Below are 14,387 nucleotides of genomic sequence, written 5' to 3' on the forward strand. Positions count from 1 at the left end.
CCCCCCCCCCCGCGTCCCTCCCTTCTTTCCTTCCCTGCCCACAGCTCGCGGAGGCACCCCATGGTTGATCGGCTGAACTACCGCATCGAGGTCACCGGCGAGGTCGACGGCCGGTTCGCGGAGATCCTGACCCCGGCGGCACTCGACTTCCTGGCCAAGCTGGACAACACGTTCGCCGGACGCCGGCGCGAGCTGCTCGACGCCCGCCGCGTGCGGCGCGAGGAACTGCAGTCCGGCGAGAAGCCGCTCGGCTTCCTGCCCGAAACGCGCCGGATCCGTGACGACGAGTCGTGGCAGGTCGCCCCGACCGCGCCCGGCCTGGAGGACCGCCGCGTCGAGATCACCGGCCCGACCGACCGCAAGATGACGGTCAACGCGCTGAACTCCGGCGCGAAGGTGTGGCTGGCGGACTTCGAGGACGCGACGTCGCCGACGTGGCACAACGTCATCGACGGCCAGCTCAACCTCTTCGACGCGATCCGTCGCAACATCGACTTCACCACCGACGCCGGCAAGCAGTACACGATCGGGGACGAGCCGGCGACGATCGTCGCGCGCCCGCGGGGCTGGCACCTGGTGGAGAAGCACATCCGCATCGACGGCCGCCCGGTCTCGGCGAGCCTGGTCGACTTCGGGCTGTTCTTCTTCCACAACGCGCGCCAGCTGCTCGCCCGCGGTGTCGGCCCGTACTTCTACCTGCCGAAGCTCGAGAACCATCTCGAAGCGCGGCTCTGGAACGACGTCTTCCTGCTGGCGCAGCGCGAGCTCGGCATCCCGCGTGGCACGATCCGCGCGACCGTGCTGATCGAGACGATCACCGCCGCGTTCGAGATGGACGAGATCCTCTACGAGCTGCGCGAGCACGCGGCGGGTCTCAACGCCGGGCGCTGGGACTACATCTTCAGCCTGATCAAGAACTTCGCCGCGCACGGCGCCGACTTCGTGCTGCCGGACCGCGCGCAGGTCACGATGACCGTGCCGTTCATGCGCGCCTACACCGAACTGCTGGTGAGCACCTGCCACAAGCGCGGCGCGCACGCCATCGGCGGCATGGCCGCGTTCATCCCGAGCAAGGACCCGGAGATCAACGCGACCGCGGCCGAGAAGGTCCGCGCCGACAAGGAACGCGAGGCCGGCGACGGTTTCGACGGCTCCTGGGTCGCCCACCCGGGCCTGGTTCCGATCTGCCGCGAGGTCTTCGACAGCGTGCTCGGCGGCTGGCCCAACCAGCTCGGCAAGCTGCGCGACGACGTCCACGTCACCGCCGAGGACCTGCTCGACGTGGCCAGCGCCGGCGGCGAAGTCACCGAAGCGGGCGTGCGCGCGAACATCAACGTCGCGCTGCGCTACGTCGACGCGTGGCTGCGCGGCACCGGCGCGGCGGCGATCCACAACCTGATGGAGGACGCGGCCACCGCCGAGATCGCGCGCTGCCAGGTCTGGCAGTGGATCCGCAACGGCACGAAGCTCGAGGACGGCACGGCGCTGACCCGCGAGCTGGCGGTCGAATACCTGGACGAGGAGCTCGCGACGGTGCGCGCGGAGCTGGGTACCCGCAACCGCCTCGACGACGCGTACGAGATCTTCACCGAAACCGCACTGGGCGAAAAGCTGCCGAGCTTCCTCACCACGGGCGCCTACGCGCGTTACCTCACAGACGCCCGGTAGCAGGGCCCCGGTTGCCCCTACCTGACGAGGGGCAACCGGATCCACACTGATTGGGATGGTGTGGTCCGGAACTGGTCCGGCGACGGTGGCTCCCCGTCGCCGGACCAGTTTCGTTTTTGTCGTTCTCCGAGCAACCCCGGCGCCCGCCGACCCCGTTTGAGACGGTGTGAGGGCGACGAGGAGGACCACGTGAGACGGCCGGAAGAGGCGGGATTCCGCGACTACGTCACGGCGAGGATGGACGTCCTGCGCCGGACGGCCTACCTGCTGTGCAGGGACTGGCACCTCGCCGACGACCTGGTGTCGATCACCATCGGCAAGCTGTACCGGCACTGGCCGCGGGCTCGGCGGATGGACCACGTCGACGCCTACGTGCGCCGGATCCTCGTGCGGACGTGGCTCGACGAGAAGGCCCGGGCGTGGCGGCGCGAGGAACCGGCGGAGACGCTGCCGGAGCCCGCCGTGCCGCCCGGCGACGACGTCGTCGAGCGACTCGGTCTCCTCGCGCTGCTCGACGCGCTGCCGCCGCGGCGCCGGGCCGCGGTGGTGCTGCGCTACTACTGCGACCTTTCCGTCGAGGAGACCGCCGAGATCCTCGAGTGTTCGCCGGGAACCGTGAAGAGCCAGACCGCGCGCGGGCTCGACTCGCTGCGCGCGCTCGTCGCCGCGAGCCAGAGCTGAAGGAGGGGCCATGAGCAAGGAACAGTTCGACGCGGCCATCGGCGCGGTGCCGGTGTCCACGGTGGATCTCGACGCGCTACTGAACCGCGAACGCCGTCGCGCGAGGGTGGCGCCGTGGACGGCTGCAGGCGCGGGCGTTGCGGCCGTGGTCGTCGTCGCGACAACCGTGTTCGCGCCCGGCGAACCCGGGCCGGCGATGGTGGTGCCCGGGAGCTCGCCTTCGGCGTCACCCGACCCGTGCGCTATATCTCCCTTCCCGCCGCAGACGGGGCCGCCGGCGCCGGAGACCGCCGACGTCGCGGCGAACCGGCTCAGCGGCGTGTTGACCGCCGCCGTCCAGCAGCGGGTCGCGGCCGGGACGAAGCTCCAGCCGCACGCCCAGGGCGAGTACCCGAAGGGCAAGCAGCACGGGCCGCTGACCTTCTACCACGTGTTCTCCGCAAAGGTGGCCTCCGGGAGCACATGCAGCGGCGGCGAGGACTACTTCACGGCCGCGGCGACGACGGCCGGCAAGGCGGGCAAGGGCAACGTCTGGGCGGTCGTCACCCGGCTCGGCGGCAACGCCACGCCGGCGACGGAGTGCACTCCTCCGCCCGAAGGCTCGCAGGGCGGGTGCGACCGGACGGCCGGGCCGCACGGCGAGACGATCGTCGCGCTGACGTTCACCCGACCCGGAGACGCGACCGTCAACCAGGTCAATGTCACCAAACCCGACGGCACGGGCATCATCATCGAGGCGGAGAACGTCGCCGACAGCGCGAAGCAGAGGCATGAGAACCCGCCGGACATGCCGCCGCCGCTGAGTCTCGCCCAGCTGAAGGCGGTCGCGCTGGACCCGGGGCTGACGCTTTACCCCTGAGCGGCCAGAAGGACCTTCGCGGCTTCGCGGGCCGTGTTCGCTTCGCCCGGGTCTCCGGTGATCGCGGCGAGCACGGTCGCGCCCTCGACGAGCGAGAATAGTTGGTCGGCGGTGGCTTGGTCCGGAACTAGACCACGCAGGTAGGCGCGGACGTGGTCCTTGTGCTCGCGGATCGCGGCCGCGACGCCCGGCGCCGGTTCACCGAACTCACCGAACGAGTTGACGAACGCGCAGCCGCGGAAGCCGGGCTCGGAGAACCAGTCCCGCAGCCAGCCGAACACGGCGAGCGGGTCGTTGCCGCGGGCGTGGACGAATTCGCGCAACGACGTCCGCCACCGCTCGTCGCGGCGCCGGAGATAGGCCTCGACCAGGTCGTTCTTCGCAGGGAAGGTCTGGTAGAGCCGCTTGAGCGAGACGCCCGAGCGGGTGCGGACGGCGTCCATCCCGACCGCCTGGACGCCGTGGGCGTAGAAGAGCTCCTCGGCGGCTTCCAGGAGCCGGTCGGTCGCCTCCGTGGGAGTCATGTCACCTGCCTCTGGTGCGGAGAATGAGCGTTCTCTACGCTACCGGAGAACGTCCGTTCTCCACCGGTGAAGGAGAGACTCATGACCCCGCGTCCGCCGTTCCCGCCGTTCGACGAGGACACCGCCCGCCAGAAGGTCCAGGCCGCCGAGGACGCGTGGAACACGCGCGACCCCGAGCGCGTCTCGCTGGCCTACACGGAGGATTCAGTGTGGCGCAATCGCGACCAGCACGTCGTGGGACGCGCGGAGATCGTCAGGTTCCTGACGGCGAAGTGGGAGCGCGAGCTGGACTACGCTTTGCGCAAGGAGCTGTGGGGATTCCGAGGCAACCGCATCGGTGTCCGGTTCCAGTACGAGTCCCGCAACGCCGAGGGCCAGTGGTTCCGCAGCTACGGCAACGAGCTGTGGGAGTTCAGCGACGAAGGCCTGATGCGCCGGCGGGAGGCGAGCATCAACGACGTGCCGATCGGGGAGTCGGATCGCCGGATCTTCGGCCCGCGCCCGGAGTCCGAGCACGGCGTCCTGCTGCCGATCTTCTGAGTCCGCTTCACGCGTAACCACCCCTGGCCGAGCCTTGTCGTGGGCATGCTCGGGCGCATGACGGCACCGGCGTTCGGCGGCGAAGTGAGCGAGTACTACCAGCGGTTCCGCCGCGGCTACCCACCCGGGGTGGGGGAAACGCTGACTGCGGCGTTCACGCTGACAGGCGAGGACGTCGTGCTCGACCTCGGCTGCGGGACCGGCCAGCTCACCCGGGTCCTGGCGTCCCGCGTAGGCGCGGTGCTGGGCATGGACCCGGAACCGGCGATGCTCGGCCAAGCCCGCAAGGCGAGCACGCCGCCGAACGTGAGCTGGCTTCTGGGCGCGGACTCCGACGTCGGCGCGCTGACACCGGCTCTCGGCGCGGGCCGGCTGGGCGCGGTGACGGTGGCGCAGGCATTGCACTGGATGGACCACGCTCGGCTCTTCGAGGCGGTACGTCCGCTGGTGCGCCCGGGCGGCGGTATCGCGGTGGTGACCAACGGCGAGCCGTTGTGGCTGCAGGAGGCGGCGTGGTCAGTGGCGCTGCGCGAGGTGGTGTCGTCGTATTTGGGGACACCGCTGCACAGCACGTGCGGCACGGACGAGACGAGCCAGTCGCGCTACGCGGACGCCCTCTCGGCGGCGGGGTACGCGGTCGATGCCCAGGTCGTCTCGTATGACGCGCCACTGAGTGTCGAGGAGATCGTCGGTGGCGTGTTTTCGGCCATGAGCCCGGCGCAGCTGCCGGCGGCCGAGGCGCGGCCGGCCTTCACCGAAAGCGTCCGGGAGGCGGTGGTCCCGCACGGACCACTGCGGGAACGGGTCCGGGTGCGCATCCTGACCGGGATCCGCTGATTGGTCACGGAAGGCGAATGGGTACCGGCCCGTAGTGTTCCGCTTATTGTTTCCCCGGGAACCTGCGCGGATGCTCGCTGCGAGGCGCTTCCTTGCGCCGTCGTCCTGAGGAGTCCCCATGACCAGCAGGTTGAGAGCTGCCGTCGCCACCGTCTTCGTCGTGTTTTCGTTCTCGCTCGGCGCCGTGGTGACGGTGACCGCACCCGCGTCGGCGCACCCCGACTGCCTCAGGTCTTGCCGTTTCTGAGTGGCCCGCTACCTACAGTTCGGCTTTTGCGTGGCGCTCTTCGTCGCTGGCAGCCGACTCCTGCTTGGTCGACCAGGGCGTCGCGTCGCCGAGCACGCGTTGTCACTGCGTCGGCGACTGCTACCTACAGTTCCGGGATCCCGGCCGCGACCGGCTCGAACGCGTTGCCGGTGGCGATCTTCGGCCGCGGCAGCTCGACCGGCTCGCCTGGCTTGGTCCGTTTGTAGACCGCGGCGGTCGCCTCCGCGATCCGGCCCCAGTCGAAGTCCGCGGCCAGCCGCGACTGCGCGGCCTTCGCCCGCTTCGCCGCGGCCGGCGCGTCGTCCAGCACGGCCGTCACCGCGTTGGCCAGTTCCGCGACATCGCCGGGGCTGAACGCCAGGCCGGTCTCGCCGTGCACCACGACCTCGCCGAGCCCGCCGGCGGTCGACGCCACCAGCGGCGCCTTCGCGGCCGCGGCCTCCAGCGCGACGATCCCGAACGGCTCGTACCGGCTGGGCAGCACGACGGCGTCGGCCGCGGCCAGCGCCGCCCGCAGGTCGCGGTCCGACAGGTGCCCGACGAAGTCGACCGCGCGCCGCACCCGCAGCTTTCGCGACTGCTCGACCAGCTCGTCGAAGTGTCGTCCTTTTCCAGCGACGACCACGCGCGTGCCGGGGTGGCGGCGCCGGATGCGGGGGAGCGCGGCCAGCAGGTCCTGCACGCCCTTCTCCCACTCGAGTCGTCCGAAATAGAGCAACAGCGGCGCCCCGGCCGGGCTGTAGACCTCGCGGGCGCGGGCGATCTCCTTCGCCGGCACCTGCCAGCCGCGTTCCTCGATGCCGTTGTGGATCACCGTGACGTCGCCGGCCTCGACCTCGAAGAGGTGCGCGACCTCGCGGCGCATGGCCTGCGAGCAGGTGATGAGTGCGTCGGCGCGGTTAGCTAGCCACCACTCGACCGAGTGAACCTGCTGGTTCAGCGGGTGCGACAGCCAGCCGGAGTGCCGCCCGGCCTCGGTCGCGTGGATCGTGCCGACCAATGGCACGCGGGCGGCCTCGGCGATCGCGATGGCCGGGTGCGCGACCAGCCAGTCGTGCGCGTGGACGACATCGGGCTGCCAGCCACGCAGCAGGTCCTGCGCGGCGCGGATCATGGCGTGTCCCATGGCCAGCGTCCAGGCGACGAGGTCGCGTTCGAACGTCACGTGCATCGGGTCCTCGGCGACCCGGATGATCCGCACGCCCTCGACGACGCGGTCGGTGCGCGGGTGCGTCCCGGCGTCGGTGCCCGCGGCGTGCCGGCAGAGGACGACGACCTCGTGACCTTGCTGGGCCAGGTGGCAGGCGAGCGCGTGCACGTGCCGGGCCAGGCCGCCGATGGCCACTGGCGGGTACTCCCAGGACAGCATCAGCACACGCATGGGCAGAGGTTACTCGCGAGTCGGGACGGCCTAACGGCGCCCGTGCCAGCCGACCGGCCAGATCCGTCGCGGAATGTGGTCCGACTCACTGGCGAGCCCGGCGATCTCTGCCACCATCGGCCGGGATGACTTCACCAGAGGACACCGGCTGGCGCCGGCTCGACCCGCCCCTGTCCACCCCGTGGACCGGCGAGGTCGGCCCGGACAACGCTCTGCCCGAGTACCCGCGGCCGCAGCTGACCCGGCCGCGCTGGCTGAGCCTCAATGGCGTCTGGGAGTACGCGGGCTGGCCGTCGTCGCCGGATGAACCACGGCCGTCCGGCTACGCCGAGCGGATCCTGGTCCCCTTCCCGCCGGAGTCGGCGTTGTCCGGAATCGGCCGACGCGACGAGGTCCTCTGGTACCGGCGCCTGGTCGAGATCCCTGCCGACTGGCATGGCTCGCGGGTCCTGCTGCACTTCGGTGCGGTCGACCAGACGGCGAAGGTGTGGGTCAACAACCAGCTCGTCGCGACGCACGAAGGCGGCTACACGGCGTTCAGCGCGGACATCACCGACGTCCTGCGGGCGTCGGGGCCGCAGGAGCTGACCGTGCGGGCCGAGGACCGCACCGACATCGAGCCCTTCCCGGTCGGAAAGCAGCGCAACGCACCTGGCGGGATCTGCTACACGGCGTCGTCCGGAATCTGGCAGACGGTGTGGCTCGAACCGGTACCCGAAGCGCGCGTCGAACGCCTGGACCTGACCCCCGACCTCACCGGGGTGACGGTGTTCCCGCAGGTCACCGGCGGCGCCGAGGTTATGGTCGTCGTGTCGACCACGGACGGCGAGGTGGCGCGCGGCTCGGGTGCGGCGGGGACGTCGGTGCGCGTGGACGTTCCCGAACCACGGCTCTGGACGCCCGACGACCCGCACCTCTACACGCTGCGAGTCCGGCTGCTCGACCGTCATGGCGCGGTTCTGGACGAAGTCGGCAGCTACGCGGGCCTCCGGACGATCGGCTTGCTCCCGGATGCCGAGGGGCGCCCGCGGATCGCGCTCAACGGCCGGCCCACGTTCCTGCACGGCCCGCTCGACCAGGGCTACTGGCCGGACGGCATCTCGACCGCGCCCACCGACGACGCCCTGCGCTTCGACCTCGAGAAGACGAAGGAGCTGGGCTTCAACTTCGTCCGCAAACACGTCAAGGTCGAGCCGGCGCGCTGGTACTTCTGGGCCGACACGCTGGGCTTGGTCGTCTGGCAGGACATGCCGTCGCTGACGGTGTCGTTCGACGGCCCGCCTGGGATCGCACCGGACCCGGTCCCGCAAGCGCAGGAGCGGTTCGAAGCGGAATTGATCGAAATGATCACTCAACTGCGGGCAGTCCCGTCGATCGTTGGCTGGGTGCCGTTCAACGAGGGCTGGGGCGAGTTCGACACGGCCCGTGTCGCGGAACTGGTCAAGGCCCTCGACCCGACCCGGCTGGTGATCGCGAACAGCGGGGTCAACTGCTGCTTCTCCCGCCCGGACACGGGCGCGGGTGACGTCTACGACGACCACACGTACGTCGGCCCAGGCGCGCCGGCGGTCACCGATGGCCGGGCGATCGTCGACGGCGAGTACGGCGGCCTTGGTCTGGTCTTGGACGACCACCGCTGGCCGGGCCCGCCGAACGCGTACGAAATGACGCCGACCCGGGAGCGGCTGACCGAGCGCTACGCGGAGGTGAGTGCCGCACTGCAGAGAGTGGTCGTCGAGCGGGGTCTGTCCGGCGCGATCTACACCCAGACGACCGATGTCGAAAACGAGGTCAACGGCCTGCTGACGTACGACCGCCGAGTGCTCAAGGTCGACCCGTCGGTGGTCGCGAAGTGTGTCCGAGCGGTGATCGACGCCGGCTCCGCCTGAGCTGCCTTGGTCGATTCCCGGCGACCGTTCGCGCCGGTGGGTTTGCGGTCTGGTCAGCTTTCGGCAACGGCTTTGACCAGGCCATCCCGCCCGTGGTCGAGCGCCGACAACAACGCGCCGCGCAGGGCCGCCGAGTCCGTCACCGCTCCCGCCTCCACCCGGACCGGGCCCGGTGCCGCCGCGCGGACCGCTCGCCGGATTTCGGCCACGAGGCCCGGTCGGCTCCCCGCCGGGCCACCCAGCAGCACCAGGTCCGGATCGACGATCGTGCAGATCGCGGCGACGGCCCGGCCGAGCGTCGCGCCGAGCAGCCGTAGTCGTTCGGCGGCCACGGCGTCACTGGCGGCTTGGTCGAGCGTGGTCAAGATCGCGTCGACGTCCAGTGAAGGCGCGTCGGACCTGCCGAAACCCTGGTCGGCGAGAGCCGACGCGAGCGTCGACCCCGAGCTGTCGAGGTATCCGATCTCGCCCGCCAGCCCGTGCGCGCCCCGCACGAGCTGATCGCCGACGTAGAGACTGACGCCGAGCCCGGCGCCGACGTAGACGTAGGCAAAACTCTTCGCCTCCCGGGCGGCGCCCTCTCGTCGTTCGGCGAGTGCGGAGAAGTTGACGTCGTTGTCGAGCAGAACGTCATGCCCGATCTCCCCAGCCCGGAGCGTCCCCTCGGGAAAAGGCGACCCGGGCAGCGCGACGACCTCATGCGTGACCGGGTCGACCGGGTTGGCCACCGAGATCGCGATCGCCCGCACCGGACCCGAGCCCACTCCGCCCGCCGTGGCGACCGCGTCCCGGACCGCGGCCGTCACCGGCCGGTCGCCGGGCGGGTGCCGCTCGGTGGCCAGGACCGTCCCGGTCAGGTCGGTCGTGATCGTACGGACGCCCTGCTGGTTGACCTCCGCGGCGACCACGCGGCCGGCGTCGGCGGCCAGCTCGTAGAAGGTGGCGATCCGTCCGCGGCGGCCGGTCTGGTCGGTGCCGGTGGCCCGGAGCGCGCCCGCCGTCTCCAGCCGTCGGACCGACTCGGAGATCGTCGGCTTCGAGATCCCGGTGGTCGCAGCGAGCTCCGCGCGCGTGGTCCGTCCGTGGACGAAGACGTGGTCCAGCACCGTGCGGTCGGTCATGGCCCGCAGCATCGCCAGGCGCGGAAGCGGCCGGTCGGGGTCGGACATCGCACCTCTTGTGGCGGGAGACGGACTGGGGTTACCGTAGCCGGGACATTCTAGTAAGGAGTCCTAACCAAAGATCGCGAGGACACCGATGACGACCACAGAGCTGCCCGCGAACATGTCCGAGGCCATCTCGCGGACCAAGCACGAGCTGCGCGCCCGCATCGGCGACGTCGCCGGCGTGTTCACCGAGGTCCGCGACGGGATGCGGCGGGAGGTCGACGCTGTCGCCGTCGATCCGGACGCCTTTCCTGTCGTCCGTTACCGCGACATCGCCGAGGGGACCGTGCCGCAGCGCACGCTCGACGCCGTCCGGCGCCGTGGCTGCGCCGTCGTCAAGGGCACCTTCGCCCGCGAAACGGCCGAAGCCTGGGACGCCGAGTTGGCCGCGTACCTCGCCCGCAACGACTTCGCCGGGACGTACCAGGGCCCGGCCGACGACGTCTTCGCCGGCCTCGCGTCGAGTCAGCCGCAGATCTACCCGGTCTACTGGTCGAAGCCGCAGATTCAGGCTCGCCAGCACGAGCGCATGGTCGCCGTCCGGCGGTTCCTCAACTCCTTCTGGCGGCACGAGTCCGAGGGGCGCGTCTGGTTCGACCCCAATCGCGACACGGCCTACCCCGACCGCATTCGCCGGCGGCCGCCCGGCTCGGCGTCGCTCGGTCTGTCCGCCCACACCGACTCGGGCTCGGTCGAACGCTGGCTGCTGCCCGCCTATCAGCAGGTGTTCCGCCACGTCTTCGCCGGAAACTGGCAACGGTACGACTCCTGGGACGGCGCCTACCGCACCGAAGTCGACGAGTACCCGTCGACGGTCATGTGCTCGGCCTTCCGCACCTTCCAGGGCTGGACGGCGTTGTCGGAAATGCACCAGGGCGACGGCGTCCTGCACGTGGTGCCGATCCCGTCGGCGATCACCTACGTACTGCTCCGCGCGCTGCAGGACGACATCCCCGACGACGACCTCTGCGGCGCGACCAACGGCCAGGCCCTGCCGGTGAGCGACAAGTACCACGACGACCTGCTGCCCGCGCTGACCTCGATCCCCGACGTAGAACCGGGCGACACGGTCTGGTGGCACGGCGACGTCATCCACTCGGTCGCCGACGGCACCAATCCGGATCGCTGGGGAAACGTCATGTACATCCCGGCGAGCCCGCATTGCGCGAAGAACGCCGCCTACGCCGAAAAGTGCGGCCGGGCATTCCTGGCCGGTGCGAGCCCGGGCGATTTCGCGCCCGAAGATTACGAAGTGAACTGGACCGGCCGCGCCACGATCGACGACCTCGACGCGGTCGGGCGCGACCAACTCGGCCTGTGAACGGCACCGCGCCGGGGCGGCCGCACTCCGCCCCGACGCGACCGGGAACTACAGATGCAGCCCGAGCCCGAGGTGCAGGCCCAGGATGTGGATGTGCCCGTGGTGATGGTGGTGGCCGACGCACAGCACGCAGTGGCGAGCCTGGCTCGCCGCGTCGGACGACGGCGCGGCCACCGCGGTGCCCACCGCTGGGCCGGCCAGCAGCAGCCCGAGTGCCACGGGGAACGCGGTCAGCGCGGCCCGTCGTCTGGAGGTAGTCATCCCATGATCCCTTCTCCGCACATCGGCGCCGGAATGGCGTCGTGAAAAGTATTCGGTGCGCAGCGGGGAAAAGGGCAGGCTGATCACCCGGGATCCGCCCGACCGGATCATGGGAATCATTTTCGGTACCGTTTCCGTGGTACCCGGATGGCCGCAGAAACCCGTCGATCCGGTGAATTCCGGGGAAGGCGGGGGACACGACGTCCCCCGCCCTGTGTCACGCCGGGAGCGCGGCCTCGATGGCCTTGACGACCGCGTCGTCCTCCGGCTCGGTCCGCGGCCGGAACCGCGCCAGGACCTCACCGTCGGCGCCGATTAGGAACTTCTCGAAGTTCCACTGGACGTCGCCGGAGGCGCCGTCGGCGTCGGCCGTCTTGGTCAGCTCGGCGTACAGCGGGTGCCGGTCCTCCCCGTTGACGTCGATCTTCTCGAACAGCGGGAAGGTCACGCCGTAGGTCGTCGAGCAGAACGTCTGGATCTCCTCCGCGCTGCCCGGCTCCTGCCCCGCGAACTGGTTGCACGGAAAACCGACGACGGAGAAGCCCTGGCCGCCGAAGCGCTCCTGCAGCCGCTCGAGGCCGGAGTACTGCGGGGTCAGGCCGCACTTCGACGCGACGTTGACCACGAGCAGCGCTTTGCCCGCGAGGGAGGCCAGCGAGCCGTCCTGCCCGTCGAGGGTCTTGACCGGAATTTCGTGGATCCCCATGAGTCCCTTTCAGTCGTGCTTCAGTGCTCGGGCGTCGAGGTGCCCGAACGGTCCTTCGTCGGCGCGGTAAGCGGCCGCCAGCTCCTCGGCCCGTGCGCGTTCGCCGCGTCGCAGCAATCCGGCCAAGGCGTCGAAGCGCTCGGTGTGGACCGCCGCGCGGCGACGCGCGTAATCCGCGGCGGAGTCCTTGGTGACCATGAAGGCCCAGTCGCTCTCCAGCGCCAGCATCGCCTCGGCCACGGCCTGGTCGGCGACGGTGTCGCGGGCCGTGGTCGGCAATCCGGCAACCAGTGAGAGGAGCCGTTCCTGCAGCGCGGTGTTGGCGTCGACCATGTCCTTGACCTGCTCGCCGTCCCAGACGCGCCAGTCCTTGCCCGACCCCCACGACGACGCGGGCAGCGCGATCGGCTCGCCGACGAGCCCGGCGTCGAGGGCGCCCTTCAGCGTCGTCACGCGGACGCCCGCCTCGGGTAGCGAGCGCAGCACGCCCTCCAGCCAGGCCGGCCCTTCGTGCCACCAGTGCCCGAACAGCTCCGTGTCGTAAGCGGCGACCACGAGCGCCTCACGCCCGTGTTGCTTTTTCAGCGACCGAAGCCGCGTCACCACGGTGTCGACGAAGTCCTTGACGTGCAGCCCCAGCACGTCCGCGGCCAGCGACGGGTCGTACGGCGCCTTGTCCGGCGGCTCGACCGTCTTGCCGGTGACGCGCGACGCCTTGAGCCCGACCTCGTGCGCCCAGGTGTGGAAGTCGCGATAGGCGGCGTGGCCGGGGTAGCCGGCCTTCGGCGACCACACGCGGTAGGTGACCTCGAGGTCTCGTCCGAAAGCGACCACGTCGCTGTCGCCGACCGGCCGCGCCGCCCAGGTGTCGCCGCGCAGCGACGGCCCGTCGACCATGAACCGCCGCACGCCGGCGGCCGCGTAGCCCTTTTCCATACCAGGGGCGTAGCCGCACTCCGGCGCCCAAATCCCTTCGGGCCGCGAACCGATCCGCAGCGCCGTGTCGGCCAGGCCGGCGTTCAGCGCGTACTCGCGCACCCGCGGGTCCAGCAGCGGCTGGAACGGGTGGGCCAGCGGCCCGCCGAGCAGCTCGATCGTCGAGTTGTCGACCAACGAACGAAGGATGGGGGAGAAGCCGTGGCGCCAGCGGGTGCCCAGCTCCTCGGCCGCGCGGACCGCCGTGCGATGTTCGGCCGCCGCCAGCTCGCGCAGAGTCGGGTCGCCCCGCCACAACGTCGACGCGTGCTGGGCGCGCAGCTGCCAGTGGCCGAGCCAGTCGTGGAACGCGCGGATGCTGTACGGGTCGTCGAGCTGCGCAGCGAGCACCGGCGTGACCCCCAGCGTCAGCACGTCTCGACGGCCTTCGGCGGCGAACCGCTCGAGCAGGTCGACCATCGGCAGGTACGAATGCGCCCACGCCTGGTAGAGCCATTCCTCGCCGACCGGCCAGCTCCCGTGGTGCGGCAGCCACGGCAGGTGGCTGTGCACGACGAGGCAGAAGGTGCCTTCGTTCATCGGCGCACCGCCACGGCGACCAAGTCGAGGCTGGCGTCGAGGTCGTCGCCGTGGATGTCGAACCCGGTGGCCTCGATCGCGGCGACGTCGGCCAGCAAGGCGCCGGGCCAGACGGCCTGACCCGGCAGCGAGCCCATGACGACGTCGAGCTGGGCGTCGATGATCGAACCGCCATAGCGCTCGTCGAGCGTGCGGACAGCCTCGCCGTGGTGCAGGCCGTGGAGCGCTTCGACGTCGAATCCGGCGTCGGTGAGCAACCCGGCCAGCTCGGCCGGCGCCAGCTCACGGGTGTGGAACGGGTTCAGCGGCGTGTCGCTGTCCGGGGTGAAGGTCAGCCGGTTCGGCGTCGTGACCAGCAGTTTGCCGCCTGGCGACAACACCCGCCGGCACTCGGCGAGGAACCCGGCCTGGTCCCACAGGTGCTCGATGACCTGGAAATTGGCCACGACGTCGACAGCGCCGTCACGCACCGGCAGGAACGCCAGGTTCGCCCGCGCGACGGCGACCTCGGGGTAGCGGCGGGCGACGTGCTCGGTGGTCGGCACGTCGTAGTCCAGCGCGAGCACCCGGCGGGCCGTGGTCGCGAGGAGGCTCGCGCCGTAGCCCTCACCGCAGCCGGCTTCGAGCACCGTCGCGTCCGCGCAGTGGGGGAGCAGGGCGAGGTAGGCGGCCTCGTGGCGGCGGAACCAGTAATTCTCCTCGGCGATGCCGGGGACGGTCCGTTCGCCGGTCAGGTGCAGCGCCTCGGCCCGGGTGGCTGGGGTGGTCACC

The 14,387-nt window shown here is 70.8% G+C and carries 15 protein-coding genes; 8 read left to right on the top strand and 7 right to left on the bottom strand.

The window, feature by feature from the left end:
• Positions 1-60 precede the first annotated feature (60 nt).
• From aceB to QQ657_RS17380, 3 genes are all read left to right on the top strand, one after another.
• Positions 61-1,668 carry a malate synthase A gene (aceB, locus tag QQ657_RS17370; RefSeq protein ID WP_284743189.1) on the top strand — a complete coding sequence of 536 codons (1,608 nt, stop codon included), beginning with the start codon at positions 61-63 and terminating at the stop codon, positions 1,666-1,668.
• A 189-nt stretch (positions 1,669-1,857) separates the two neighbouring features.
• The gene (locus QQ657_RS17375) at positions 1,858-2,349 is read left to right on the top strand and encodes a SigE family RNA polymerase sigma factor (RefSeq protein ID WP_284743190.1); all 492 of its coding nucleotides are present in this window, start codon (positions 1,858-1,860) and stop codon (positions 2,347-2,349) included.
• 10 nt (positions 2,350-2,359) lie between these two features.
• Positions 2,360-3,208, top strand: a complete 849-nt coding sequence (locus QQ657_RS17380; RefSeq protein ID WP_284743191.1) for a hypothetical protein — start codon at positions 2,360-2,362, stop codon at positions 3,206-3,208.
• Here the strand turns inward: QQ657_RS17380 and QQ657_RS17385 are convergent.
• The gene (locus tag QQ657_RS17385; protein ID WP_284743192.1) at positions 3,199-3,732 is read right to left on the bottom strand and encodes a TetR/AcrR family transcriptional regulator; all 534 of its coding nucleotides are present in this window, start codon (positions 3,730-3,732) and stop codon (positions 3,199-3,201) included. The genes QQ657_RS17380 and QQ657_RS17385 overlap by 10 nt on opposite strands.
• Positions 3,733-3,813: 81 nt before the next feature.
• Between QQ657_RS17385 and QQ657_RS17390 the strand changes: the two genes are divergently transcribed.
• The 3 genes from QQ657_RS17390 to QQ657_RS17400 all read left to right on the top strand — a co-directional run bounded on the left by QQ657_RS17390 (position 3,814) and on the right by QQ657_RS17400 (position 5,356).
• A complete protein-coding gene (locus QQ657_RS17390) occupies positions 3,814-4,272 on the top strand; it encodes a nuclear transport factor 2 family protein (protein WP_284743193.1) in 459 nt (152 codons plus the stop codon).
• Between the two features lie 57 nt (positions 4,273-4,329).
• Positions 4,330-5,109 carry a class I SAM-dependent methyltransferase gene (locus QQ657_RS17395; RefSeq protein WP_284743194.1) on the top strand — a complete coding sequence of 260 codons (780 nt, stop codon included), beginning with the start codon at positions 4,330-4,332 and terminating at the stop codon, positions 5,107-5,109.
• Between the two features lie 118 nt (positions 5,110-5,227).
• On the top strand, positions 5,228-5,356 hold the full coding sequence (locus QQ657_RS17400; RefSeq protein ID WP_284743195.1) for a hypothetical protein: 129 nt from the start codon (positions 5,228-5,230) through the stop codon (positions 5,354-5,356).
• 124 nt (positions 5,357-5,480) lie between these two features.
• Here QQ657_RS17400 and QQ657_RS17405 read toward each other — a convergent pair whose 3' ends face one another.
• A complete protein-coding gene (locus tag QQ657_RS17405; protein ID WP_284743196.1) occupies positions 5,481-6,758 on the bottom strand; it encodes a glycosyltransferase family 4 protein in 1,278 nt (425 codons plus the stop codon).
• A gap of 125 nt (positions 6,759-6,883) precedes the next feature.
• Between QQ657_RS17405 and QQ657_RS17410 the strand changes: the two genes are divergently transcribed.
• A complete protein-coding gene (locus QQ657_RS17410; protein ID WP_284743197.1) occupies positions 6,884-8,647 on the top strand; it encodes a glycoside hydrolase family 2 protein in 1,764 nt (587 codons plus the stop codon).
• Positions 8,648-8,700: 53 nt separating this feature from the next.
• Here QQ657_RS17410 and QQ657_RS17415 read toward each other — a convergent pair whose 3' ends face one another.
• Positions 8,701-9,816: an ROK family transcriptional regulator gene (locus tag QQ657_RS17415; protein WP_284743198.1), complete on the bottom strand. Its 1,116-nt coding sequence runs from the start codon at positions 9,814-9,816 to the stop codon at positions 8,701-8,703.
• Positions 9,817-9,904: 88 nt separating this feature from the next.
• On the opposite strand from QQ657_RS17415, the gene QQ657_RS17420 reads away from it, so the two are divergent.
• Entirely contained in the window at positions 9,905-11,134 is a 1,230-nt protein-coding gene (locus QQ657_RS17420) for a YbiU family protein (protein WP_284743199.1), read from the top strand.
• A 48-nt stretch (positions 11,135-11,182) separates the two neighbouring features.
• Here QQ657_RS17420 and QQ657_RS17425 read toward each other — a convergent pair whose 3' ends face one another.
• The 4 genes from QQ657_RS17425 to QQ657_RS17440 all read right to left on the bottom strand — a co-directional run bounded on the left by QQ657_RS17425 (position 11,183) and on the right by QQ657_RS17440 (position 14,386).
• Complete coding sequence (locus QQ657_RS17425) at positions 11,183-11,395, bottom strand: hypothetical protein (RefSeq protein WP_284743200.1); 213 nt, start codon at positions 11,393-11,395, stop codon at positions 11,183-11,185.
• Positions 11,396-11,612: 217 nt separating this feature from the next.
• Positions 11,613-12,101 (bottom strand): glutathione peroxidase, encoded by a 489-nt coding sequence (locus QQ657_RS17430; protein ID WP_284743201.1) that lies wholly within the window; start codon positions 12,099-12,101, stop codon positions 11,613-11,615.
• A 9-nt stretch (positions 12,102-12,110) separates the two neighbouring features.
• Positions 12,111-13,616, bottom strand: coding sequence for a 1,4-alpha-glucan branching protein domain-containing protein (locus QQ657_RS17435; RefSeq protein WP_284743202.1), 1,506 nt, complete (start codon positions 13,614-13,616; stop codon positions 12,111-12,113).
• On the bottom strand, positions 13,613-14,386 hold the full coding sequence (locus tag QQ657_RS17440) for a class I SAM-dependent methyltransferase (RefSeq protein ID WP_284743203.1): 774 nt from the start codon (positions 14,384-14,386) through the stop codon (positions 13,613-13,615). The genes QQ657_RS17435 and QQ657_RS17440 overlap by 4 nt, the downstream gene beginning before the upstream one ends.
• Position 14,387: the final 1 nt, after the last annotated feature.

The sequence above is a fragment of the Amycolatopsis ponsaeliensis genome (assembly GCF_030182635.1).
Classification (GTDB): domain Bacteria; phylum Actinomycetota; class Actinomycetes; order Mycobacteriales; family Pseudonocardiaceae; genus Amycolatopsis; species Amycolatopsis ponsaeliensis.